Origin of the sequence: Paenibacillus sp. FSL F4-0087, assembly GCF_038020215.1 — a bacterium.
GTDB lineage: Bacteria > Bacillota > Bacilli > Paenibacillales > Paenibacillaceae > Paenibacillus > Paenibacillus taichungensis.
In genome coordinates this window covers 5,082,765-5,107,266 of sequence record NZ_JBBODJ010000001.1, presented here as the reverse complement: position 1 = coordinate 5,107,266, position 24,502 = coordinate 5,082,765, and the positions used below count along the sequence as shown (strand labels likewise).

Below are 24,502 nucleotides of genomic sequence, written 5' to 3'. Positions count from 1 at the left end.
TTAATATACTTCTCCATATCTCGGTCACGCGCTCTTTCTGTGCACACAAAAAAGCACCGCCTCACAGCGATGCTTTCCATTCGTCATCTCCCTCTAGTCCCGGGAAACAAAATATTTGTTGGTCATGTAGTAGGCGTCGCCACGCGACGTTTCTACCATTCCTTTTTTGGCATCCAAAAATACAATCTCTTTGCACTTGGTGCAATACCATTTGGTGCGCTTATATGGAGATTCCGTAACATATGCCGTGCCACATTTACAATCAATCTTCATTAATAACTCGGTTGATTTATATGCGCTGGACAAGCGTTCCATGTTATCCTGCTGCTGTGTAGGCATAATTGTCTGCTGATAATCCGATAAATGATTCTGAACTTTAAAATCTGCTACCAATCCTGCATTCAATCCAAAAAACTCCTTGCCGATTTCGGTCACGAAGCGCTTCTCATTTCTGTAGCAATCCAGCCACTCAATAATCTGCTTATTTGACAGTGGAACCGTACCCTTGATACCGCTGTTTAAGGTGTAGGTCATGATGTATAAAGTATCGTCTTGTCTACCTGAGTACATTAGAATCCTCCTTCGAATACATTTGCTAATGTACTACAAAAACGCTCATAAATCAAAGCAATGTTATTTCCTGAGCGTATCTCTTCCTTATTAAATGGGTAACATTCCTCGATGTTCCGCCACTGATTTACAAGAACTGCATACACCTGCAACATTTCCCTGGGAAGTCGCATAATGCACGATGGACTTCACTTTTTTACTACAGATGGAACAATATTGCCTCCTTTCCTTCCTAGGAGTGTAATCGGATAGGTTTACTACGTTTGAGTTTGATTTGAACCTGCGTACAAAGTTCAGCCATTTCATCTCTTTCTCTCTCTTCCTTGTTTGCCTTCTAAGGGGTAAATTGCTTATGCTTGGGCAAAAATTGATCCTGCATTGGTTATGTATACGATTCCAAGTTGTGCATGCCTATCTCATAATCTATTCGACGTTTTGAGCCTTTTTCCTGTTTTTGATCTCTACACATACAAAAAAAACCGACAGAACCTGCCTCAAACCTCTTGTAGGAGAAAGGAACTTCCGTCGGTTAACTTGCCTTATTTATAAAACGTTCCAAGAACCTCCAGCTCAGGTGAGCGCTCAATTCGAAACGGATAGATATATCCCAGATTCAACTTCACAAACTTTCGACTCCACAGATCAAGTCCAGTTGTAAATTGGTACGCCTGATATATAAACTTGGAACAATAGTTTCGTTCAATGCTGCGCAGATTTGTCTGCAATCGGTAAAATTTCACCTGCTTGTAATGATCCTGTACCCACTGCGCTGCCTTCACACCAGCCTGATTGAAATGGGAACGAAACACAATGAAACGATCTCCCTCATAAAAGCGGGTGATGTACCAATCCAAGGAATCAGCAAACACAGGTCCATAAGGGTGTACGTGATACACTTTACCGTCGAGTCCAATAATCCCCATATGCCCAGCGTAATAAGTTGATTCTGAACTTGGCGTATATAAAATATCTCCCGGCTCCAGCTTCATCTGGCCTAAAGCGGTAATGGGCAAATCCTGATGCAGTCTTCTGGCCGCTGAACGTGCGCGCCGGCCCTCCACCAATAGTCGATGCATTTTTCCAGCAACAGCGAGATAGACTTCCGACCATTTGATCCGTTTTTTCTCAGGGCCTTTGAACCACCGATGAATAAATGTGGATATACGTTGAGATTCTTTTTTCATATTGTGCACTCCACTCTAATCTGTTTGACGTTTCTTGATGTTTCTCCTCACTTCTAAGGCTCATTATAGACAGTTGATGATGCATGTTCAATTCCGGTGCCTGTTCTATGTTGTGCAATTCGAGGAGGTTCATACCGAAAATGGAAACAAAAAAAAGCAGTTCCGGCATTAGCCAGAACTACTTCGTTTGATTTGAACAATTGGAGTTGAATTATATGAAGAGATTCTATTCTTCCACAACACCAAGTGCTTTATTTTTCTCCTTGAAACGGCTGTTATGGGAAGACACATAGGCAACTTTATCCGCCTCAGGATCCATATACAGTTTTGCACTGTTTACCGCGAGGGCAGCATCCGTAAATGTACCAGCAATCAGATACAGTTTACTTCCGTAATCTACAAAGTCTCCTGCAGCGAAGACGCCTGGAATATTTGTTTGCAGCTTCTCTGTTGTAGTGACATGCCATTCACCAAGATCAAGTCCCCAATCCCGGATCGGGCCAAAATCACTCTTCATGCCGTGGTTAACGATAATCGCATCCACATCAAGGACTTCACTCTCACCTGTCTCAACATGGGATATCGTCACCTGTTCGATGATCTCCCCACTTTGACTATGTAGGGTATCAACGGCGTATGGTGTACGAATATCTACTGAGGATTCTCTCATCCGTAGTACATTGCGCTCCAATCCACCAAAGCGGTCGCGACGATGCACTACCGTCACTTGTTCTGCCAGTGCTTCAAGCTCATTGGCCCAATCTACAGCGGAGTCACCCCCACCAGAGATCAGTACCCGTTTGCCACGGAAAGGCTCCAGCTCCTGTACTGTATAGTGAAGATTGGTAACCTCATAACGGTCAGCGCCTTCAAGCTCCAGCTTCGCCATTTTATATATACCATACCCGATCGCCAATATGACGGTACGTGTCCAGTGTTGTTCTCCTGTACTCGATGTCAGCAGAATCGTGCCATCAGGCTGACGCTCGAATCCTTCAATTTGCTGTTCAAACACAATCGTTGGCTCAAATGTTCTCGCCTGTTCTTCCAGCTGTTTAATCAAATTTTCACACAGAATTGGAGTGACGCCGCCAACGTCCCAGATCATTTTCTCTGGATAAAAGAGCATGCGACCACCCAATCTATCCCGCGCCTCAATCAACTTGGTCTTCATATCACGCATCCCGCTGTAAAATGCAGAATACATGCCGGCAGGCCCCCCGCCGATAATTGTTACATCATATAATTCCAAATGCTGATCCATGTAGTTACCTCCATCAGTTCGGTCCAAAGCACTCGACTATTTGATATCGATTCTCATTATCACTCTTTTCCTAGTCTAATGGGAAACTTATCAAATTACAATGGCTAAAATTCAAACATTTCTTATACAAAACTACTATCGGTTATTTATTTGTTGATTACTTAACTTTGGAAGCTGCCAATAGATGCTCGACAACGAAATCGATTTGCTTGTTGATAGAATAGATATCCGAGTAATAGAAGAAATCAAAGTCAATTTCGATTAGACGGCCTTCTTTGATAGCGGGTATGCTATTCCAGATTGGGTTATCGTTAAGGTTATCTGCGCCTTCATATACTGAACGAAATACGTAGTCTCCCATATATTCAGGAAGAACTTCCATGGACAAGGTCGAACCTGCCGCGTCGGAAACGACGTCAATTTTTTTCTGGACCGCTTCAGGTGCTTTCATTTCCAAGTACTCGTATATAGCCTGAGATCCTCGGCCGTACTGCTTACTTTCTACAATGACCATCTCTTTCAGTCCACCCTCGACGATGGAGGCCGTTTTGTCCAGTATGCCTGCATCAGCAAGTGTTTTCTTGCTCTCTTCAACTTTACTGTTAAGATTGTCGATTAAAACGTCTGCTTCCTGTTCTTTGCCGAAAATGCTAGCGATACTCTGAAGTCTTTCTTCCGTTGTCATTTTCTCATATGGGACATACACCGTTGGTGCAATATCTTTTAATAGCGTGTAAGTCTCTTCTGAGGGAACAATGATCAAATCCGGGTCCAGATCAATGACAGCCTCAGGGTTTGGTTCAAACCAGGTGCCCAGTGAATTTACACCTTCAAGCTCATTCTTATATGCAGCCCCATCAAAAACGTCAGACGTCGCAATAGGCTTAATTCCTAGCGCTACAACATCTCCTTGAAGATAAAGTACAACCACCCGTTTAGGATTTGCCGGAACAACAACATCACCTTTAACCGTGGAGATCGTGCGTGTTCCATTTTCATTGTTCGTTTGATTACCTGATTCTGATGATGAAGATGTGGCTGTGCTCGTAGATGAATTCGTATTCGTTCCTTCACCCGTAGCTGCTGTTGTTGCAGTGCCAGCGGAGCATGCCGATAAAAGCATTGTGATGCTTAAAAGTGCAACCAAAATCATGCTGGAGCTTGCTTTTCTTCTTTTCATTGATGTAGACCCTCCGTCTATATATTGATAATGATTCTCATAATCAATATATCCTCGCTTCCATCTCCAGCCAATGGACGATTCGGAGAATTGTAATGGATGATCCTCTGCCAGGGTCTGGTCTCTTATTTTCCGCTGATAGAGTGTGGGAGATAGGCCCACATGTTTTTTGAAAATGCGGCTGAAATAATACACATCCGTGTATCCCACTTCTGCCGCGATTTCGCGCAGGGTTGCATCGGATCGCACAAGCAGATTCTTGGCCTTGGTCAGTCTCGTTTGAATGAGATAATCAATCGGGCTGTGTCCTGTCTTTCGTTTAAACTGCATAGATAAATGACGGGAGCTGTAGTTGAATTGTTCAGCCAAAAAATCCAAAGTCACCTGTTCCCTATAATGTTGCTGAATGTAGCGAAGTGATTGCTCAATAGGGTCTGGAAGCACTGTCCTGACCTCCTGCTCTGCCAATTGAAACAACAGCTCATGAATGAATTGGTAGAACAAACTTTTCACTTGCAGCAAGTCCAATCTGCTCGCCTGATCCCATGCTTTCTCCAGTTCACCAAAATAGCGTAATATAGCAAGAGGATTGCTCGGCGTAAACCCATATTGCAAAGAGAACGGAGCAACCTGAACCTGAGGAGGTTGTGATAACCTCCATGTTTTACGATGAGTTGGGAACGCAAGGAATGCTCTGTAGAACAGCAAATAATATTCAAACTTTTCGCTCACCCGAATATCCAGTGATGACCCTTTACCACTATGCAGAATACAGAATCGCTGTGCTTCGTGTGTTTTCCCATCCAATATAAGTTGTGCTGCACCCCGAATGCTGTATATAAAAGCGTTTGCCGGAAGCAAATAGGATTCCTGTATCTCCCCTGCCTCCATGACGATCCGGCGTATATCCAGAATTTTAACAGCCGCGTGATTCCAGCTATGCATCTGTTCGTTTAATTGCATCGATTACTCTCCAATCCTAGTCTCACCAGGAATAAAGACCTTGTACAAGATCATTATTCTGCAAACCATCCTTAACCGAAGCGTTATAGTGGTTCACTATTATCCCTCATTATAGATGATAATAATTTTCATTATCAACTGTATTTTGACCAGGATTCAATTTCACCAACCAATGATCCGAAAGATTTACTTTTGATCCGCTGTCTTCGTGAACCAAGCTGCCAATTCCTCGGTCTGATCCAACGTTGCAATAGGGTCAAAGTACCATGAACGATCCGGACTCCAGATAAACACACGATTATTCTTTACGGCATCAAGTGAACTCCATACTGGCTTAGATTTCAATTCCTCTACAGTCAGGTTCTCTGCCGTAAGAATAATGTAATCACCGGCAAATTCGGGTATGGATTCGGACGAAACTTCAACAAGCTGATCTTTCATTAATATCTCCTTTTTGTCTGCTGGAGGATTCAATCCGAGAGCACTGTATACAGCCTGACCTCCACGCCCAAAATTATCACCAAAAGCTAATGGTGCTTTATCGTAAAATTGCATAACTGATACTTCTGCATCTGATTCGATTGCTTCACTGACACGCTTCTTGGCGTCCGCAATTCGTCCGTCGTAATCGGCCAACCATGACTCGGCCTCTTTTTCTTTGTTCAATGCTTTACCGAAATAAGCGATCTCTTCATGGGTATTTTTCAACTCACCATAAGGAACAACAAGCGTAGGCGCAATTTTACTAAAAGAATCAAACAAATCAGGATCACCTGTGACAATCAGGTCTGGTTGAAGTTCCAATACCTTTTCAAGAGAAATGGTTTCGTATTCACCAATATTTTCTACACCCTCAAGAGATTTGGTAAAATAGGGGTTTTTCAAGTTCATTTCCGGTGTACCGACTGGCTTGATTCCCAAAGCAATCAGACTTCCCAAATATAAATCAACTACAATTCGCTTGGGTTCAGCCGGGACCGTGATATCTCCTTTAACCGTCGAGATGACCCGAGGCTCGGAATTGTTCGATTGGCTATCTGCCGTTACTGTGCTGGTGGCACTCGAAGCCCCTTTGCTTCCCGCATTTTCTCCCCCAGAATTACTAGTTGCCCCTGTCGAGCAGGCACTCAACAGTAAAGTGAGACTTAATAAAATACTAAGCAGCATTCCCGTTCTTGTCTGTCTATTCATGTACAATGACCCTCCGTGTTTATATTGATAATGATTATCATCATCGTTATAAACATACCTTCCAGCTCTTCCACTGGAAATGTCATTTCGAGCCAAGGTCGATGTCAGATCAGGCCACTTTAGGGGACCGGATGTTTTCTCCTTGAACTGAAGTGGAGAAAGGCCTGTATGTTTTTTGAACATACGTCCCAGATAATATCCGTCCGGATAACCGATACCTGCTGCAATCTCATCTAATGTAGCGTCGGTGTACAGCAGCATCTCCTTGGCCTTGAACAAACGGAACTGAATCAAATAGTCAATTGGGCTATAACCCGTGGCCTGCTTGAACTTGCGGGACAGACTTCTGGGACTGCTGCCGACCTTCTCAGCCAAAACATGCAACGTCAATGACTCCGCATAAGAGGATTCCACAATTTCAATGACTTTACTGACCTGATCCGTAACGGAATAGCGAGTTGCAGCATGAGGAATTTGTGCTGATACCTTCTCTACAAAAGGGTAAAACAGGCTCTTTGCCTGAAAATGATGTATGGGGTTCTTTTGATTCCAAAACGTGTGTATCTGTTTTACTTGCTCATACAGCACAACTGGTGAATTGGGGGCAAAACCATAGGTTAACTGAAATGGATTCATGCGCTCCATCATGTTGCCCAAATCGGTTCTTCCTCCACTTGGCAGACTTACTTTGTACATAAGGTAAAACAGATTCAGTCCGGATTGTCCAGCTTCAATATGCAGTACGCTTCCCTTTCCACCATGAAGAACATAAAAACGACTTACTTCATGCTTCTGGTCGTTTATGGTTACATAGGCTTTACCCTGGATGGTGAATACAAACGTGCTCGCAGGAAATTTATATGTTAGCTCCTCAGTTGGCCCCAACTCCATATAACGTATATCCGCAATACTCACAGCAGCATAGTTCCAGAGTATGTAATAATTATTCCACATTTCATTAACCCAACTCCGTCTAAATAGATTGACTAAACAGTCCTTCACTTATTGATAACCATTATCAATTATTATTAGCAAGTAAGCAACAAAGAAGTGAAAGTGAACTTATTAGCAAGCGTGTCTTCATTTGCTTCTTGTAACATCCGATATATGTAAGTAGATCCACGATATAACGAAGAAGGGGAAAAGACCATGAATTCAATTTCACCTGCATCCAAAAGCAGCTTCACCTCAGGGAGCCAAGTCTCCAGTAGAGATAAGGAAATTCAGGGACTTATGAAACAAAAAATTAGGCTTAATGAAGAATTGCAATCCGTCAAATCTAATGATCAGTTGGACTCCAAAATTAAGGCGGAACGAGTTAAATCTATAACGAGTTTCATCCAACAGGTCGATAATCAAATCGCTCAAATCAAAAGCGAGGAGATTCAAGAAAAAAATAAATTGAAGCAGTCTGAGCAACCTAAAAAACAGGAGCCGCAACCGTCTGAGCTCTCTGGCGAAAATCAGGCTCCGGCAATGGGTCATCTAATCAAACATAGCCAGACTTATGATCAGTTAGGCAAACTGGTAGGTTTGCGTGATCGCATGCACGGGTCCATTCAAACACTAGAAGGGGAAACCCGCTTCGACCGGATCGTTCTCGATAATGACGCTGGAAACGATATGGGCAAGTCGATGATGCTGGAGAACGCTGAACAAACTGTTTTTCAAATGAAGCGTGAGATGGTTCAAGAGATTGATTCTCAAATCCGAAAGGTTGATCAGTCCATCGGGGAAAAATTAAAAGAAATCAACCAACCGGTACCAACAGAAGCTATCCATTCTACTCCACAATCTCCTGCAAATGAAGATAAGGAAGTAAATAAAGAAAATAAGGCTGAAAACAAATCGAAGATTTCCAACGGCACGCAGAATGATAAAGAACCAGGAAAAATTCAAGAGACGCAATCAAATGCATCCCCTGCCCCATCCTATACATTGCTGGACATTCGGGTTTAATAGCTTACATAATAAATAACTATTCTCCAATAACAAAACCGTTATTTACAGGTCTCTTCTACCTGTAAATAACGGTTTTTTCCGTATCTAATGTGTTTCCTGACATTACTGGTTATACGACCTCCTCATTTGCACAAATAATGCCGCCATTCACCGATTTACATACTTTTTTAACCCGCGTCGCCTCACTCACAATTTGATCAATGTTTTCATACTGTTGTCTGTGGTTCGTGACCACAGCGATCGACACCGAAACAAGCGGTATAGGTCGGTTCAGTCCAGAACGCCCTTCGCCCAAAACATATTGATTATCCAAGTCCTCCTGATTGTAAAACGTACCCTTGATCTGCTCAAAACCTGTGATCAAACGTGTCTAAATTCATGATGATTTAATATCACAATAAAATCGTCTCCACCGATATGGCCAAGAAAAGCCTCAGGAAAAACAAAAAGTTTCCGGAGCAGATTAGCAGTAGCTTGAATGAGCTGATCCCCCATTTTGAACCCATAGCTATCATTGTAGGATTTAAAGTGATCCAAATCTATGTATAGAACACTAAAATAATCAAGCTGAAGTAACTGATACAATCGTTCATCTATAATTCGGTTACCTGGAAGACCTGTCAAGGGATTCATAAAAATAGCCATCTCGGCACGAACATCAGCCACAGCGAGCAGCAGACGTCGGATACTAACTGCTCCAAACAAAACGCCTTCAGCTGTTATAAGCACTAGATCGTATAACTCTTCTTCAGATCGATTCATAGCCAGAACACTTACATCCGTAATCTGTTCAGCGTAATCGACGACCAGTGCCCGGGCGTTCATAACCAGTTCCACCGGGCGTCCCATATACAAATTATAGCCATACTGTGTACCAATCTGCTGGAAGAAACGAGCTCGCATCATTAATGACACTCCTTGTTCTCCCATAACCGCTACACCTTCCAGATTGGGATTGGATTTAAAAAGATGGTAGACGATATCACATTTTGTTTCAGGCGTTACTATAGGAATCGTATCGGCTATCTCACCTATTTGCGTTAATATAACATTCGCCTCCTTTGTACATAGCCATACCATCTACTTTTAAATCTTTAATTATCCCCTATGGAAAAGATAATGGAGATGGCCTTAATACTGTGTCAGGCCTTCCAAGTGCGTAACCCTGACCGTATTCGATACCTTCATGTCGCAAAAATTGAATTTCCTCGTAACGCTCGATGCCTTCAGCGATGATACTCGTCCCCGAGTCGACAGCAAATTGTTTAAGAATTCTTACAATGTGCTGCTGATCCGAAAGTGTGTCCACTCGACTAATCAGTGCTCTGTCCAATTTAATAAAATCTGGTTGATGGGAGGACGGTTTAATATTTCGTATCCAAGACAGCTCACATTCTGCAGATTCAAGATTGGCTGAAAATATGTAGCAAGCATTTTATTACGCATAATTTTTTGAAGTCCGGTGAATTGCCTGTAACTAAGCATAGATTGTTGAGGGGATTTATTTAATATTTCAAAGAATTGTATGGTTCATTTATGTATTTACTAAAAAAAGTCGTTCTCTTCATATAATTCATCTTTTTACCTATAATGATGATCTTGTCAGTGGTCACATCGTACCACTTTCTAGCTGAGAAAGCGTTAACTGCAAGTAAAAGTTTGTAAAAAATTTCACCATTTCAAATATATATCTGAGAAAGATTCATTCCAATCGCTCCTTTTTTTATAAAGGATGCTTCATTATTCTAAAAATGATTTACATATTTTTCGCGCAAAAAACACCACGTTTTATTGGTCTTGAAAGACTCAACAAAAACGTGGTGTTCTTTATGTGTAAATAAGTTTAATTTATTTGTTTAGATGATCACTAATCCTGATCCTTTCAGGATACCTTATGCTCAATTCTCAGCTTGTCAGCAACCATCGCGATGAATTCCGAGTTCGTCGGTTTCGACTTACTGATATTGATCGTATAGCCAAACAGATGGCTGATGCTGTCGATGTTGCCACGTGTCCAAGCCACTTCAATGGCATGACGGATGGCACGTTCGACGCGAGACGGCGTTGTTTTGAACTTTTCGGCAATCGCTGGGTACAGCGTTTTCGTGATAGCACCCAAAATTTCGATATTGTTATACACCATTGTGATGGCTTCGCGTAGATACTGATATCCTTTAATATGCGCAGGAACGCCGATTTCATGTATGATGGACGTAATGCTTGCATCCAAATTTTTGTGTTTACCCATCGGCACCACGTTGGACTTGTTCATAAACATCGATGAACCGCCACCACCACCTGTGGAGATCGTGGTTTGCGTGCCAACCAGTTGACGTACACGATTCGCGAGCACTTCCATGTCAAACGGTTTCAGGATGTAATAAGAAGCTCCGAGTTGCACGGCACGCTGCGTGATATTCTCTTGTCCGAAAGCCGTAAGCATAATGACTTTGGGCTGTGGAGACAAATTCAAGTTGCGCAGACGCTCCAGTACACCCAGTCCATCCAGGTGAGGCATAATAATATCCAGAATGAGTACATCCGGTACATCGCGAGTCTGCTCCAGCAACTGCAGCACTTCTTCTCCATTGTAAGCAATTCCGGTTACTTCCATATCTTCCTGTTCGGATATATATTCGGCAAGCAAATTCGTAAATTCACGATTATCATCGGCCAGCAATACCTCAATTTTTTGCAAAACGGTATCCTCCTTTAATTTAAACATCGTTTCGTACATTTCCTTACAGGTTAAATTTTCGACATAGGAGAGGAAATTCCTTCTGTCGAAAATTATTTTTCTTTATTTTTTTTTCTCATTGCTATATAATAAATAATTTATTTCATTATCCGATATTATATGTTTGCATTCGACAAAAAAACCTTAAGGAGGTTAACCCGCCTTAAGGTTTTTTGCATGTTCCTTTTTCATCATGACTCCTGCATCTTGTAACATCCACTCAATGAAGCAGCCATAACCTGATTTCGGATCATTGACGAACACATGCGTCACAGCTCCAATCAGTTTTCCGTTTTGAACAATGGGGCTGCCACTCATGCCTTGTACAATGCCCCCGGTCTTATCCAGCAGCTTGGGATCTGTGATACGAAGCACCAGACCTTTGGTCGCCGGTTCGGATTGGTCTGCTACGTGAACAATATCAATTGAGAAACGCTCAACCTGCTGACCTTCAACAACTGTGAGAATTTCTGCCGGACCTTCTTTTACTTCATGAGAGAAAGCAACAGGAATCCCTTTTGAATACAAACTATGTTCAGGATTTCCGGACATTTTACCAAAGATACCAAAAGCCGTATTACGTTCAATATTGCCCAAAATTTTGCTTTCTTTCAGGAAATGAGCTCGTTTTTCACCCGGATCACCGGATTCACTCTTAGAGATTGACGTTACATTGGACTGAACAATCTGACCACTACCGACAACGATGGAGGTCTGCGTGTTCATATCCGTAATGACATGTCCCAGAGCGCCATATACGCCTTGATCCGGAGCGTAGAAGGTTAATGTTCCTACACCTGCGGCGGAGTCACGAATGTACAACCCAAGCCTCCAGGCTTTGTCTTCAGCGTCATAAGCAGGTGTCAAACGGGTTTTGACCGTTTCTTTACCGCGTTTTAAAACGACATCAATTCCTTTTTTGCTCTTGCCAGCAAGCTCAACTGCTTCAGCTACACCCGATACACCATCAAGGCGTTTACCGTCCATATGGGTAATCAGATCTCCAAGCTTAATGCCTGCTGATTCTCCAGGGGATACACGTTCATCTTGTCCAGAACGAACCAGATGGTGCCCTACAACGAGAATGCCTGCGGATTTTACTTTGACGCCAATGGTTTGTCCCCCTGGTACTACACGCAAATCCGGAATCACGTTTACGTTAACCGTTTTTACCGGAATTTTGCCCCACAACTTCAACGTTAATTTGGCACGTCCCGTTTGTTGGGGATGAAGATGCAAAGGTTGTTGCTTCGTTACGTGAACCGCAGTTTCCTTTCCATCAAAACCGACGATGTCAGGACGATCCACGACAGCGCTTGAAGCAGCCGGTACAGCGAGATGAACGTCTGCCTGCCTGCCTGCAAATACCTGGAGTTCATCAGGCAATGAAGCATAACTTTGCACAGGCTGAATGGCCTGGCTAATCACACATAGAAAGAAGGCAAATAAAAGACCTAGCAATTTCTTCCTGAGGGGGGAATTCAATGGCTGTCACACTCCCTTTGCTTCTTTCGCTTGACGAAAGGTGGTCGCCAATTGCGTACCTATAAGATAACCTCGCCCCCAGGCTTTTATTACTGTCAATCATTACGCCAGCCGCTCGTTTCACCCTTTTTTGGCTTCCGCCAAATTCAGCATTTCCTGTGCATGATGCAGCGTTTTTTCTGTAATTTCCACACCGCCCAGCATACGTGCCAATTCCTTCACTCTGCCTTCGTCTGACAGCGATTCCACTTGTGTCATCGTGCGTCCGTCGTACACATGCTTTTCGATGAGATACTGATGATCCGCCATACAAGCGACCTGTGGCAAGTGAGTAATAGAGAAAACTTGGCAAGTAGAAGACAGACGATATAATTTCTCCGCAATGGATTGTGCTGCTCTTCCGCTCACACCTGTATCCACCTCATCAAAGATTAAAACTGGAATCCGGTCATGACGTGCGAAAATACTCTTCATCGCGAGCATCATTCGGGACAACTCACCACCGGAAGCAATCTTACCGAGCGGACGTAAAGGCTCACCTGGATTCGGAGAAATCAAGAATTCCGCATTATCTGCACCTTGACGCGTTAGACGAATACGACGCCCATTCCACTCAATCCCTTTTGCGTCTTCAAAAGGCGTAATCTGAACTCGTAACGTCGTTCTCTCCATCTGCAGATCCTTCAGCTCACTCTCCACCTGCGCTGCAAGTTCCTCGGCACATTGTTTACGAACACGGCTAAGTTCCTCGGCAGACTCCATGACTAATTTGAGCAATTTGTCACGTTCATTACGCAGCTTCTCCAGACGTTCATCCTTGTTCTCCAGCTGATCGGTTTCATGGCTAATCTGTTCATAATAATTCAAAATAAGTTCCACACTGTCGCCGTATTTCCGTCTGAGGCCAGAAATCAGATTCAGTCGCTGTTCCACTTCTTCCAATCTACCCGGGTTAAATTCAATTTTCTCCCGATAATCACGCAACTGAAACGTCGCGTCTTCCAACTGATAAAATGCAGACTGCAGCTGTTCAACTATAGGCTGTAGCCCTTTGCTGTCATATCCCGATATATCTTCAATCCGTGACAATGCAATACTTACTGCTTCTAACCCACGTTGACCGCTAAGCAGATCATATGCGCCAGCAACACTGTCCATCATTTTCTCACTATGGGATAGTTTGACCCGTTCTTCTCCGAGTAATTCATCCTCGCCCTGTGTTAGAGAAGCAGCTGCAATCTCTTCAAGTTGAAACCGGTACATGTCCAGCAATTGATACGCACGTTGACTTGACTCCTGAAGTGCACGTAGTTCTTTTTCCGCAGTAATAAACTTACTGTAGCGTTCCTGATATTCCGTTTTGACTGGACCGATGATTGCTGCCCCGTATGTATCCAGAAGCCCCAGATGGCTTTCTGCGCGCAACAAACTTTGATGTTCATGCTGTCCGTGAATATTAATTAATTTTTCTCCGACTTCACGGAGCATCGTCAAATTGACCAATTGGCCATTAATACGAGATGTACTTTTACCTTGAGTATTCAGTTCACGGCGAATCACCAGATGCTCCTCCGGCTCACAATGGATGCCAAGCTTCTCCAGCGTTTCCCATACCGGATGGCTTGGCTCCATTTCAAACAGAGCCTCCATCTCGGCCTTCTCACATCCATAGCGGATCAGATCGGCAGAGCTTCGTCCACCAGCAATTAGACCCAAGGCATCAATAATGATTGACTTACCCGCTCCCGTTTCACCAGACAATACATGGAAGCCCGGGTGGAAAACAACATCAACTTCTTCTACAACAGCCAGATTACGAATCGATAATGTAACTAACATCTGCAAAAACACCTCCGGATGACTCACTCAGAAATTATGTTTTTGAACCATTATATTCTAAGAAATATAACCCATAATCCGCTCGATTACGGTCACGCTGTTACTTTCCGTCCGGCAGATGATGAGTATGGTATCATCTCCACAGATGGTTCCCATCACTTCCGTCCACTCAATATTATCGAGCAAGGCAGCAATGGAATTAGCTGTGCCAGGCAAACATTTCATCACGACCAGATTGTTTGTATGATCGATGTGTAAGAAGTTGTCCACGAGGGCACGTTTCAGTTTCTGAATCGGATTATATCGTTGGTCTGTAGGCAGTGAATATTTATATCGTCCATCATCCATGGGGATCTTGATTAAAAGAAGCTCCTTAATATCCCGTGATACAGTGGCTTGAGTCACCTGAAATCCGGATTTACGCAATGCTTCAACCAGATCATCCTGGGTTTCAATTTCGTTTTGACTAATGATTTCACGTATCTTAATGTGTCGTTGTCCTTTCATACATGCCTCCAGTTAAAATAGTTCAATGTATTACATAAAACGGCTAATTCTTATTTCCTTAAAGTTTGTCATCCTGCAATTCGTCATTCGTTATATAAACAACTCTCAGGTTTCATAAATACCCTTAGTCCAGATCATCTCCATCGTACACGTCTTCCTGATAATCCATGAGCCTGATTACCTTGATATTCGATTCCTCCATGTCCACATACAGCAACCCTTCACAACCGGGATATAACAATAAATAATACAGGAAGCGATCTCGCAGGGAGGGTCCAGTAAGTTCAAGAGGTTGCCTGCGACGGGACGTCTTCACCAGATATCTCTCATCATCCCGCTCTGCTACATAATCAATGAAAAGCCTGCTGTAATAAACGGATTCATCCGCTTCAAAGGCTAAAGGGATTTTCATTTTACCTCCGATGACTTCATATCCTTCCGCTTCAAGCAGATCCACTGCCGGTGAATCCTGAATTTCTAAATTCAGTTGCATACCCGACAAGCTTACTGGAATCGGACGATTAACCCAATTCCGAAAGCCAAAGAACAGCCATAAAATCAAGCAGACAGCAAGTACACCAATAACAATTGTGTCATATTGCCCATCCATCATCGCTCACCTCGAAGACATATTCGAGATTCGACAACCGATTTCCTTTTAGAATGTCACCTTTCCAGCGAAAAGAAACTCATCTTATGATGAGTTTCCTGTAAATGTATGGGCAGCTTCCATTGCAACTTGATCTGCAAGTGCATCAAGTGAAGCCTCAACGTTCTCTTGTTGTGTTGCCTCTGGTTCTTCCAGACGCCAGTGAGCGAGAAATTCAATATTTCCTTCTCCGCCTGTGATCGGCGAGAATGTTAAACCTTTTAGCTTTAATCCAAGCTCATTGGCGAAACGAAGCATCGTCTGCAAAACGTCCTTGTGAACCTTAGTATCACGAACGACGCCGGACTTGCCGACTTTCTCACGGCCTGCTTCGAACTGAGGTTTAATTAACGCCACAATGTCTGCCGGTTGCTTTAGAAGTGCCAGCAGCGGCGGCAAAATAATTCTAAGCGAAATAAAGGATACATCGATACTGGCAAAATTCGGCACAGGTCCATGTAGATCTTCGGGAGTCACATAACGGAAATTGGTTCTTTCCATTACAGTAACCCGTTCATCGTTACGGAGTGACCAATCTAGCTGGTTATAACCTACATCAATGGCATATACATGAGAGGCACCATGTTGTAAGGCACAATCGGTAAATCCACCTGTGGATGAACCGATATCGAGCATCACAAGTCCATTCATATCGAGATCGAAGTGACGGATCGCTTTTTCAAGCTTTAATCCGCCTCTACCGACATAGGGATGTACTGAACCCTTTACTTTAAGTTCGGCTTCCCGTGGAATCTTCATGCCCGCTTTTTCAATCCGCTCATTGTTTGCATATACCAGTCCAGCCATGATTGCAGCTTTTGCCTTCTCACGACTTTCGTAATATCCTTGCTCAACCAGCAGAACATCAATTCGTTCTTTCGGGAGTGACATGTCTTTCTCCTATCATGTAGTAATCCTGATTAATCAATAATGTGCTCCAGTTCCTCTGATTGTTCCATTCTATGAAGGGAACCGAGTTCTGGACATACCATATGAAGATTGGGCTGCCATACTACGCAGCTCTGAGCTCACATTCTCAACCGTGAGTCCCACTTCAGCTCTTTGATCCTCAATACTGCCATGTTCAATGAATCGATCCGGAATGCCCATCAGTTGCACATGAACATCGTGTAGCCCTTGTTCTGCATAAAACTCCAGAACTGCACTGCCCATACTGCCTGCTTGTGATGCTTCTTCAAGCACAATTAACTTCGTGCCTCGAACTGCCAGATCACGCAGCATCTGCTCATCAAGCGGCTTAAGGAAGCGGGCGTTAATTACGCCAACCGTAATGCCTTCTCTTTTAACCGTCTCTGCAGCTTCTTCAGCAAGCTGTACCATTGATCCTGAAGCGACGATAGCATAACCTTCAGATGGACGAAGCTGTTCCCATGTACCGATTGGAATCGGAATGAGTTCATCATCAAGAGGCACGCCTACAACATTGTTTCGTGGATAACGATAAGCAATTGGACCTTCATTATATTCAAGCGCCGTCTTCATCATATGGCGCAGTTCATTCTCATCCTTAGGCATCATCAGAACGATATTCGGAATATGACGCATAAACGCCACATCGTACACACCTTGATGCGTTTCACCATCTGGACCGACAAATCCGGCACGGTCAATGGCGAACATGACATTGGCGTTATGACGACAAATATCATGTACAATCTGATCATACGCACGTTGCATAAACGTCGAATAGACGGCAAAAACAGGTTTTAAGCCTTCCATTGCCAGTGCTGCACACATGGTTGCTGCATGTTGTTCGGCAATACCCACATCAATCATGCGATCAGGGAATTCCTTACTGAAAGGAATGAGACCTGAACCTGTTGGCATGGCTGGTGTTACCGCTACAATTCGTTTATCCTGCTTGGCAAGATCAATCAACGTTTTACCAAACACTTCCGTGTACATCGGTTTTCCTACAGCTTTAAGCACTTGACCTGATTCAATTTTGTACGGAGAAATTCCGTGCCATTTGTGTGAATCCGCCTCAGCTGGCTGATAGCCTTTACCTTTGGTTGTCAGCACATGAACCATTACAGGTCCATCCACATTATCCGCCTGTTTGAACGTTTCAATCAATTTCGGAATGTCGTGTCCATCAATGGGGCCTAAATAGGTAAAGCCCAACTCTTCGAACAAAACTCCTGGAACCATCATGTATTTGACACTATCTTTAATCCAGCTCGCCGATTTGGCCAAACGATCCCCGATGGCAGGAATTTTCTTGAGCATTCCTTCCACGTCATCCTTGGCTTTCAAATAATGGCGATCGGAACGAATTTTGCTCAAATATTTATGCATAGCCCCGACATTCGGAGCAATGGACATTTCATTATCATTGAGGATAACCATCAGTTTTTTCTGCTCATGACCGATGTGATTGAGAGCTTCAAAGGCCATACCACCTGTAAGCGCTCCATCCCCGATCATCGCGATCACCTGATTGTCTTCACCCTTGAGATCACGGGCAAGCGCCATACCCATCGCAGCAGATAATGATGTACTGCTGTGGCCCGCTTCCCATACATCATGTTCACTCTCGTTACGTTTAACAAATCCGCATAGGCCATTATGCTGACGCAGTGTATCGAAGCGATCCATTCGCCCCGTTAGCACCTTGTGTACGTATGCCTGATGCCCTACATCAAAGATCATTTTGTCCACTGGACTGTTATAGCAGTAATGCAGGGCTACCGTGAGCTCAACCACTCCTAAGTTGGGTGCGAGATGGCCCCCTGTAACGGACAGCTTCTCAATCAGAAACTGCCGGATCTCTGCCGACAAAAGAACGAGATCATCCTGAGACATCGACTTTAGATCACTGGGTTGTTTAATTTGTGGAAGCAGCACGAGAATCTCCCCGCTTTCCTAGATTGTTTGATTTGGTGTAATCCATATATACACAGTTTATTAAATGACATTAAAACATTATAACATAAAAGAACAAGAATCATAATTTACGGCACCATACTCCAGATAACGAGCATTTTCGCCAGCAAGGTTCGTATGATCTTCCTCAATATGTATTTCTATCTCCAGTTGGAACAGACCCTCTTCATGAAACCCAGAAAAAGCACATTAAATTGATTACACGATTCTGGGTGATTTGAAACAGTGACGCTCAACCAAAACTAATGATCTCGACTCATCAGATAATCTGCGATCTCCATCAGTCTGGAAGGGTCTGGTAACTCCGCTCTGCCGAGTGCATCTTTCGCAGATTGCGTCAGGGACTTCACCTCTTGAAGAGAGGCATCCATACCAATAAAATAAGGGTAAGTAACCTTTTGCTGATTCACATCACTTTGCGTTTTCTTGCCCATTTTCTGCTCGTCACCCGTCAAATCCAGAATATCATCCTGAATCTGGAAAGCTAGCCCCAGGTCTCTACCAAATACACGCAGCGCCTCCAACTGTCCTTCTGTCGCACCACCAATACGAGCGCCGGCAATGAGGGAAAACACAATTAAATCTCCAGTCTTGTGCAGATGAATGTATTGCAATTGGGCAAGATCTGTCATGCCCTGCTCGCCTTCCATATCAGCCACTTGTCCGCCAACCATACCTCTTGCTCCAGCCAGTTCGGACAACTCCTCCACAATGGACAACAATGCATCTGCAGACACACCGCTGCGACGACCAGACTGAACGATACTATAAAAAGCATGCGTTAACAGTGCATCGCCAGCCAATATTGCTGTCGCTTCACCAAATACTTTGTGGTTCGTTAATTTTCCCCTGCGATAGTCGTCATTATCCATGGCAGGCAAGTCATCGTGGATCAACGAATACGTATGAACCATCTCCACGGCGCAGGCTACCGGCAATGCAGCTGTACGCTGTGCACCGAAGGCTTCCGCCGCAGCAACGACCAGAAGTGGACGAAGGCGTTTGCCCCCGGCCATAAGTGAATACTGCATCGCGTCAACCAGTGACTGAGGTACATCCCAGTGCACAGGAAGAGTCTGCTTCAACTCTCCCGTCACTTCAGCTGTAACTTCCTCAAGATACGTTTCAAACGAAGGACGATTACTCATTGACTTCACCGCTTTCGTCGACGGCAGCGCCGAACGGTTTTTTGCGAAGTTCCCCATCCTCTTCTACGATCATCTCGATCTTACGTTCCACTTGTTCCAGCTTCAAACCACAAAGTTGGGAAAGTTTCATTCCGCGCTGAAACAAATCGATGGCCTGTTCCAGTGGAACATCACCATGCTCAAGCTGACCTACGATGTCTTCCAATGCCGCCATTGCCTCTTCAAAATTCAATTCCGGTTCATTCGCCATGGGTATTGTCGTCCTCCTTCATTCCCCAAACCTGACAGTCCAGCTGTCCGTCTGTTAATTTAATCTTTATCGAATCTCCAGGTTGTACATCCTTCATCGATTTGATCAATCGTTGTTCCTGTTCGTCATAGACAAGGCTGTATCCACGTGACATTACTTTGAGCGGGCTAAGCGCATCGAGATGACGTACAGATGATTTCCACTGCTGCTGCTTCGCTCTCGTAATAGATCGGATTGCAATCTCCAGCTGACGCCGAGCTGATGCATTCTCACGTCTTGCTGCGTTCACCTGTTCACGAGGATTGAACCGTTGTAGCGCTGCACGCAAACGCTCCTGTTTCTCAGTTGTCCATTTCATACGTGTATCTACAGTTCGCAGAAGACGCTGCTGCAGCATATCCAGTCGCTCCGTATGCTGCATTAAGGTACGTCTAGGATGCACAAGCACAGGCGATCGTTGCAATCTGGCCAGTCGCTCCCGATTATGAACAGCACGCTGACGTAAACTGTGCTGCAGCTGACGCTGACGCTGAGCGATCTGATCAAGCAACTCAGCTCGATTGGGTACTGCCAGTTCAGCAGCAGCCGTAGGCGTTGCCGCACGTAAATCAGCAGCAAAATCGGCAATTGTAAAATCCGTTTCATGCCCAACCGCTGAAATCACAGGAATGGCCGAACCCACAATCGCTCTTGCCACGATCTCCTCATTAAAAGCCCATAACTCCTCCAGTGATCCGCCACCTCTTCCGACAATCAGCACATCGGCTTCGCCCATTCGGTTCAGGTTGTTGATGGCCTTCACAATGGAAGGAGCCGCACCTTTACCTTGAACGAGTACTGGATACAGAATCACTTGGGCAGAAGGATATCTGCGTTGCAATGTAATCATGATATCCCTTACCGCTGCACCTGTAGGTGAAGTAACCACACCAATCGTCTGTGGAAAACGGGGAATCTGTCTTTTCCGTGATGTAGAGAACAGTCCCTCGTCCTCCAGCTTTTTTTTCAGCTGCTCATAGGCCAAGTACAGACTTCCAATACCGTCCGGTTGCATGTGTGTAGCGTAGAACTGATATTGTCCATCCCGCTCATACACCGAGACATTACCACGAGCTATAACCCTTGCACCCTCCTTCGGTACAAAGGGCAATCGTTGATTGTGGGAAGCAAACATAATGGACTTAATTCGGCTGTCCTTGTCCTTCAATGTAAAATACATATGACCGCTGGAGTGATGTGTAAAATTGGAGATCTCTCCGCGCAGCCATACATCCGACAGTACCTGATCTGATTCCAGTTTCATCCGGATGTATCGGTTCAGATCTTTGATGGAGTAGATCTTTTGATCTGCCACAGATTCAACCTACGCCAATCCGTGAGCGCGTTTGGCAGCGATCAGTGTATTTTGCATCAACATGGTAATCGTCATTGGACCAACGCCACCAGGAACGGGTGTAATTGGACCAGATACCGTCTTCACGCTTTCGAAATCCACATCCCCTGCCAGTTTGCCGTTATCTAGACGGTTCATCCCAACATCAATTACAACGGCACCCGGTTTGACGAAATCGGCATCCACAAAGTTTGCACGTCCGATAGCAACCACAAGAATGTCTGCCTGACGCGTGATCTCTTTCATGTTCGCTGTACGAGAATGACACATCGTTACCGTTGCGTTCTCACGTTGTAGCAGCAAGGATACCGGTTTACCGACAATATTGCTGCGTCCGATAACTACGGCATGTTTGCCTGACATTTCAAGACCGGTACGCTTGATCAGCTCAATTACGCCCGCAGGGGTACATGGCAATAAACTATCGTCTCCAATGACGAGGTTCCCCACATTAACTGGATGGAATCCGTCCACATCCTTGTCCACGGCGATTGCATCAATCACCGCTTTCTCTTCGATATGTTTCGGCAATGGGAGCTGAACCAAAATACCGTTAATGGATTCCTGTTTGTTCAGCTTGTCCACCAGCGCGAGCAGATCCTCTTGGGACGTGCTTGCATCCAAACGATGAACTTCGGAATAGAAACCGAGGTCATGACATGCTTTTTCTTTGTTACGCACATATACTTGGGATGCCGGATCTTCACCGACGAGCACAACAGCCAGACCAGGTACTACCCCCTGTTCGCTAAGCTGTTTCACTTCTGTTGTCATGCTTGCGCGCATTTCTTGGGATACTTCTTTTCCGTTAATAATAGATGCTGTCACTGTACTCTCTCTCCCTTATGTGAACATATTTTTAGAGGTTGTTCAAAAAGTCCGCTTTTGATTACGAAGGATGCCTATCGGCATCATCAGCATCGAATATGAAATTCAGCCGAAATGTCCGTTGCTCACGTAGTTTCCCCTACGCTCCGCTACTTCATTTCTAGCTTCATCCCATCTTCTCGGTACTGAAAATCGGTCTTTTTGAACACGCACTGTAGTTAATTGTAACTTAAGACAGTTTTGCTTTGATGGTGCTGACTTCCTGAATCATGCGCCCAAGTACGCCGTTAACGAACTTACCCGATTCATCTGTACCAAAATATTTGGACAATTCAATCGCTTCATTGACGGATACTTTTGCCGGAATATCATCACGGAACACCATTTCATACGTGGAAAGCCGTAAAATCTGGCGGTCTACACGTGACAGACGGCTAATCTGCCAGCCTTTCAAATAATCGACCAATAATCCGTCAATCGCTTCTTTATTGTTCCATGCGCCCTGTACCATTTCGGTCACGTAGGTACGCATTACATCTGCATCATGAATAACCACTTCGGTTTCATTGTCTTCAGCGGCTTCATTAATCAGCATATTCACGGCTTCAGCTGCGCCCACTTCATTCATTTCCATCTGATACAGACTTTGTACTGCAATTTCCCTTGCCAAACGTCTTTTCATGTCCTGCCTCCTGCAGCGCTCCCTGTGGAGCGTCATCATGCTTATTTTAAAATATAAAATCTTTGATGGAATCAGAGATCTTATTATATTGTTATCCCTTTTCACAAAAAAACCTGCAATCGTTTCCTCCAAAAAACGGGCAACCTAAACTACAGCTCTATTTTCGGAAGAAACATATTGCAGGGTTCAGGTGGCTCACTTAAAGGGACGCCAGCGATCGCCAAGCCATTGCCCCCATTCCCTCCAGGGAATGAACGAGCCCAGCTTCGAGTCGCTTCGTCTGCCTAACGTATAACCGATGAACACCAAGAGTGCAAAGAACAACATATCCCAAAAACCGATCCATACATAAAGAAATCCAAAAAAGATGCCGCCGACAATTCCGGTAATTCGGCCTCTGTGACTATCCCAAATCTCTCTCCACAGCATCAGTGAAACTCACCTCATTCCACTCGACTCTTGTAGTTAGGCGACTGGGTAACGTTGGCAATATACACGGTGACAAAAGAAACCGGGATACCCGTAATCTCCTGTACATGATCATGAATTGCCTTCTGCAGATCGGCTGTCAGCGTCGGTATTGGCGTCTCGCCATCCACTACTGCACGGATCATAATCTCCAGTCCGGATTCAACCACACGAATACGAGCTTTGACATCACGTACTCCCCGGAATCGGGAAGTCGCTTTCAGACAGAGATTTTCAATCGTTTCCATCGAAATCTGCACATCACCATACTCAGTACGCTGATCTACAGACGGCAATGAAGCACGATCACGCCGAACCGAGATGTAGAAAAATCGCAAACTCAGGATAAACAAAATCGCTGCTGCAACAACTGCTGCAATAATGACGTTTTGTTCCTGCTGGTAATTCAATTCGTAAGGCAGCACACCACTGATAAGAAGTATGACTGCTGCCGATATTGCTCCAACGCTTATGCTGTATATAAACAACAGAAGCCGATCCAGTATTTTAGCCACGAACTGCACAGCCTCCCTTGCTCACTAACATGGCTTAACCTGCCCTCTGGCAAAAAGATGATCCTCAGGTGTAAGTTTCCGCTTTTTATGAAGACCTGTCCAAGACGGGATAACCCCCGGCAGTGATGCCGGGGGAATCTGTCTTCTTTTATTTTACGCGCTGACTGTTCAGGTCGATTTCTTCCACTTTCTCGGTGCTCTTGAACTGAACATCATGAATGTGCACATTAACTTCATTCACATTCAATCCTGTCATGTTCTCGATGGAGCGTTTCACGTTCTGTTGAATTTCGGTAGCCACCTGTGGCAGACGGTAACCATATTCAATAATTACGGAAACATCCACGGCAGCTTCACGCTGACCTACTTCAACCTTAACGCCTTTGGAAAGGTTTTTGCGACCAAGCAATTCAGCAAATCCACCAGCGAATCCGCCGCTCATGCCTGCAACACCTTTGACTTCAACTGTAGCCAGTCCAGCGATCACTTCAATAACTTCAGGTGCGATCTGGATTTCACCGATATCCGTTCGTTCAAATTCTGTCGGCAGTGTACTCATAACTGTTCAACACACCTTTCGCGAAATAAGTTTGCGGCCATCCGTCAGGGCGCTGGTACTCAGGCCAATCTGGCCTTCAGAACCCTTCCGGTCCGGCTTTACCGGAACTCCTGCAACCTTCATCCGCGTATGCGCGGCGGCTTATCCTCTGCAGGAGACATGCGCTCTTATTATTACATACTATATCATTTGGGCTACATTATGACAAACAAGCCCAATAT

General features: G+C 44.5%; 24 protein-coding genes. 1 reads left to right on the top strand and 23 read right to left on the bottom strand.

Translation table 11 applies throughout. From position 1 onward, the window contains the following. Positions 1-93: 93 nt before the first annotated feature. The 5 genes from MHB84_RS23450 to MHB84_RS23430 form a co-directional block, all read right to left on the bottom strand. Entirely contained in the window at positions 94-570 is a 477-nt protein-coding gene (locus MHB84_RS23450; protein ID WP_024630975.1) for a hypothetical protein, read from the bottom strand. Between the two features lie 539 nt (positions 571-1,109). Beyond that, complete coding sequence (locus MHB84_RS23445) at positions 1,110-1,754, bottom strand: hypothetical protein (protein WP_076291894.1); 645 nt, start codon at positions 1,752-1,754, stop codon at positions 1,110-1,112. 226 nt (positions 1,755-1,980) lie between these two features. Then, positions 1,981-3,018: an NAD(P)/FAD-dependent oxidoreductase gene (locus tag MHB84_RS23440; RefSeq protein WP_076291893.1), complete on the bottom strand. Its 1,038-nt coding sequence runs from the start codon at positions 3,016-3,018 to the stop codon at positions 1,981-1,983. 157 nt (positions 3,019-3,175) lie between these two features. Beyond that, entirely contained in the window at positions 3,176-5,161 is a 1,986-nt protein-coding gene (locus tag MHB84_RS23435; RefSeq protein WP_076291892.1) for an AraC family transcriptional regulator, read from the bottom strand. Positions 5,162-5,347: 186 nt separating this feature from the next. Continuing rightward, entirely contained in the window at positions 5,348-7,306 is a 1,959-nt protein-coding gene (locus tag MHB84_RS23430) for an AraC family transcriptional regulator (RefSeq protein WP_076291891.1), read from the bottom strand. A 279-nt stretch (positions 7,307-7,585) separates the two neighbouring features. Here MHB84_RS23430 and MHB84_RS23425 point away from each other — a divergent pair, with 279 nt between their 5' ends. After that, positions 7,586-8,311 carry a hypothetical protein gene (locus tag MHB84_RS23425; RefSeq protein WP_341143067.1) on the top strand — a complete coding sequence of 242 codons (726 nt, stop codon included), beginning with the start codon at positions 7,586-7,588 and terminating at the stop codon, positions 8,309-8,311. A gap of 112 nt (positions 8,312-8,423) precedes the next feature. On the opposite strand, the gene MHB84_RS23420 is transcribed toward MHB84_RS23425, so the two are convergent. The 18 genes from MHB84_RS23420 to MHB84_RS23335 all read right to left on the bottom strand — a co-directional run bounded on the left by MHB84_RS23420 (position 8,424) and on the right by MHB84_RS23335 (position 24,281). After that, positions 8,424-8,678: a hypothetical protein gene (locus MHB84_RS23420; RefSeq protein WP_256716938.1), complete on the bottom strand. Its 255-nt coding sequence runs from the start codon at positions 8,676-8,678 to the stop codon at positions 8,424-8,426. Continuing rightward, entirely contained in the window at positions 8,675-9,220 is a 546-nt protein-coding gene (locus tag MHB84_RS23415) for a diguanylate cyclase domain-containing protein (protein ID WP_256716937.1), read from the bottom strand. The genes MHB84_RS23420 and MHB84_RS23415 overlap by 4 nt, the downstream gene beginning before the upstream one ends. Positions 9,221-9,419: 199 nt before the next feature. After that, entirely contained in the window at positions 9,420-9,623 is a 204-nt protein-coding gene (locus MHB84_RS23410; protein WP_256716941.1) for an EAL domain-containing protein, read from the bottom strand. A gap of 573 nt (positions 9,624-10,196) precedes the next feature. After that, on the bottom strand, positions 10,197-11,012 hold the full coding sequence (gene spo0A / locus MHB84_RS23405) for a sporulation transcription factor Spo0A (protein WP_076291888.1): 816 nt from the start codon (positions 11,010-11,012) through the stop codon (positions 10,197-10,199). 192 nt (positions 11,013-11,204) lie between these two features. Continuing rightward, positions 11,205-12,536, bottom strand: coding sequence for a SpoIVB peptidase (gene spoIVB / locus MHB84_RS23400; protein ID WP_076291887.1), 1,332 nt, complete (start codon positions 12,534-12,536; stop codon positions 11,205-11,207). A 120-nt stretch (positions 12,537-12,656) separates the two neighbouring features. Continuing rightward, a complete protein-coding gene (gene recN, locus MHB84_RS23395; RefSeq protein WP_076291886.1) occupies positions 12,657-14,375 on the bottom strand; it encodes a DNA repair protein RecN in 1,719 nt (572 codons plus the stop codon). Between the two features lie 57 nt (positions 14,376-14,432). Next, positions 14,433-14,882 carry a transcriptional regulator AhrC/ArgR gene (gene ahrC / locus MHB84_RS23390; protein WP_063565708.1) on the bottom strand — a complete coding sequence of 150 codons (450 nt, stop codon included), beginning with the start codon at positions 14,880-14,882 and terminating at the stop codon, positions 14,433-14,435. A 124-nt stretch (positions 14,883-15,006) separates the two neighbouring features. After that, on the bottom strand, positions 15,007-15,492 hold the full coding sequence (locus MHB84_RS23385) for a hypothetical protein (RefSeq protein WP_076291885.1): 486 nt from the start codon (positions 15,490-15,492) through the stop codon (positions 15,007-15,009). Positions 15,493-15,576: 84 nt separating this feature from the next. Continuing rightward, positions 15,577-16,422, bottom strand: a complete 846-nt coding sequence (locus tag MHB84_RS23380) for a TlyA family RNA methyltransferase (protein WP_076291884.1) — start codon at positions 16,420-16,422, stop codon at positions 15,577-15,579. A 69-nt stretch (positions 16,423-16,491) separates the two neighbouring features. Then, entirely contained in the window at positions 16,492-18,399 is a 1,908-nt protein-coding gene (gene dxs / locus MHB84_RS23375; protein WP_076291883.1) for a 1-deoxy-D-xylulose-5-phosphate synthase, read from the bottom strand. 281 nt (positions 18,400-18,680) lie between these two features. Beyond that, positions 18,681-19,586 carry a polyprenyl synthetase family protein gene (locus tag MHB84_RS23370; RefSeq protein WP_076291882.1) on the bottom strand — a complete coding sequence of 302 codons (906 nt, stop codon included), beginning with the start codon at positions 19,584-19,586 and terminating at the stop codon, positions 18,681-18,683. Then, entirely contained in the window at positions 19,579-19,836 is a 258-nt protein-coding gene (xseB, locus tag MHB84_RS23365; protein ID WP_063565703.1) for an exodeoxyribonuclease VII small subunit, read from the bottom strand. The genes MHB84_RS23370 and xseB overlap by 8 nt, the downstream gene beginning before the upstream one ends. After that, positions 19,826-21,190, bottom strand: coding sequence for an exodeoxyribonuclease VII large subunit (gene xseA / locus MHB84_RS23360; protein WP_076291881.1), 1,365 nt, complete (start codon positions 21,188-21,190; stop codon positions 19,826-19,828). Before xseA ends, xseB begins: the two co-directional genes overlap by 11 nt. Before the next feature lie 9 nt (positions 21,191-21,199). Next, positions 21,200-22,057 carry a bifunctional methylenetetrahydrofolate dehydrogenase/methenyltetrahydrofolate cyclohydrolase FolD gene (folD, locus tag MHB84_RS23355; protein ID WP_076291880.1) on the bottom strand — a complete coding sequence of 286 codons (858 nt, stop codon included), beginning with the start codon at positions 22,055-22,057 and terminating at the stop codon, positions 21,200-21,202. Between the two features lie 229 nt (positions 22,058-22,286). Next, positions 22,287-22,739 (bottom strand): transcription antitermination factor NusB, encoded by a 453-nt coding sequence (gene nusB, locus MHB84_RS23350; protein WP_063565701.1) that lies wholly within the window; start codon positions 22,737-22,739, stop codon positions 22,287-22,289. A gap of 195 nt (positions 22,740-22,934) precedes the next feature. Next, positions 22,935-23,168, bottom strand: a complete 234-nt coding sequence (locus MHB84_RS23345) for a DUF2273 domain-containing protein (protein WP_053784412.1) — start codon at positions 23,166-23,168, stop codon at positions 22,935-22,937. Positions 23,169-23,182: 14 nt separating this feature from the next. Then, positions 23,183-23,722 carry an alkaline shock response membrane anchor protein AmaP gene (gene amaP, locus MHB84_RS23340; protein ID WP_076291879.1) on the bottom strand — a complete coding sequence of 180 codons (540 nt, stop codon included), beginning with the start codon at positions 23,720-23,722 and terminating at the stop codon, positions 23,183-23,185. A gap of 148 nt (positions 23,723-23,870) precedes the next feature. Continuing rightward, complete coding sequence (locus MHB84_RS23335) at positions 23,871-24,281, bottom strand: Asp23/Gls24 family envelope stress response protein (RefSeq protein ID WP_024630996.1); 411 nt, start codon at positions 24,279-24,281, stop codon at positions 23,871-23,873. Positions 24,282-24,502: the final 221 nt, after the last annotated feature.

Bases quoted from the DNA above. Each gene is read 5' to 3' on its own strand.
- MHB84_RS23450 (WP_024630975.1), bottom strand. From the start codon at position 570: ATGTACTCAGGTAGACAAGACGATACTTTATACATCATGACCTACACC.
- MHB84_RS23445 (WP_076291894.1), bottom strand. From the start codon at position 1,754: ATGAAAAAAGAATCTCAACGTATATCCACATTTATTCATCGGTGGTTC.
- MHB84_RS23440 (WP_076291893.1), bottom strand. From the start codon at position 3,018: ATGGATCAGCATTTGGAATTATATGATGTAACAATTATCGGCGGGGGG.
- MHB84_RS23435 (WP_076291892.1), bottom strand. From the start codon at position 5,161: ATGCAATTAAACGAACAGATGCATAGCTGGAATCACGCGGCTGTTAAA.
- MHB84_RS23430 (WP_076291891.1), bottom strand. From the start codon at position 7,306: ATGTGGAATAATTATTACATACTCTGGAACTATGCTGCTGTGAGTATT.
- MHB84_RS23425 (WP_341143067.1), top strand. From the start codon at position 7,586: ATGAAACAAAAAATTAGGCTTAATGAAGAATTGCAATCCGTCAAATCT.
- MHB84_RS23415 (WP_256716937.1), bottom strand. From the start codon at position 9,220: ATGATGCGAGCTCGTTTCTTCCAGCAGATTGGTACACAGTATGGCTAT.
- recN (WP_076291886.1), bottom strand. From the start codon at position 14,375: ATGTTAGTTACATTATCGATTCGTAATCTGGCTGTTGTAGAAGAAGTT.
- ahrC (WP_063565708.1), bottom strand. From the start codon at position 14,882: ATGAAAGGACAACGACACATTAAGATACGTGAAATCATTAGTCAAAAC.
- MHB84_RS23385 (WP_076291885.1), bottom strand. From the start codon at position 15,492: ATGGATGGGCAATATGACACAATTGTTATTGGTGTACTTGCTGTCTGC.
- MHB84_RS23380 (WP_076291884.1), bottom strand. From the start codon at position 16,422: ATGTCACTCCCGAAAGAACGAATTGATGTTCTGCTGGTTGAGCAAGGA.
- MHB84_RS23370 (WP_076291882.1), bottom strand. From the start codon at position 19,586: ATGAGTAATCGTCCTTCGTTTGAAACGTATCTTGAGGAAGTTACAGCT.
- xseB (WP_063565703.1), bottom strand. From the start codon at position 19,836: ATGGCGAATGAACCGGAATTGAATTTTGAAGAGGCAATGGCGGCATTG.
- nusB (WP_063565701.1), bottom strand. From the start codon at position 22,739: ATGAAAAGACGTTTGGCAAGGGAAATTGCAGTACAAAGTCTGTATCAG.
- MHB84_RS23345 (WP_053784412.1), bottom strand. From the start codon at position 23,168: ATGCTGTGGAGAGAGATTTGGGATAGTCACAGAGGCCGAATTACCGGA.
- MHB84_RS23335 (WP_024630996.1), bottom strand. From the start codon at position 24,281: ATGAGTACACTGCCGACAGAATTTGAACGAACGGATATCGGTGAAATC.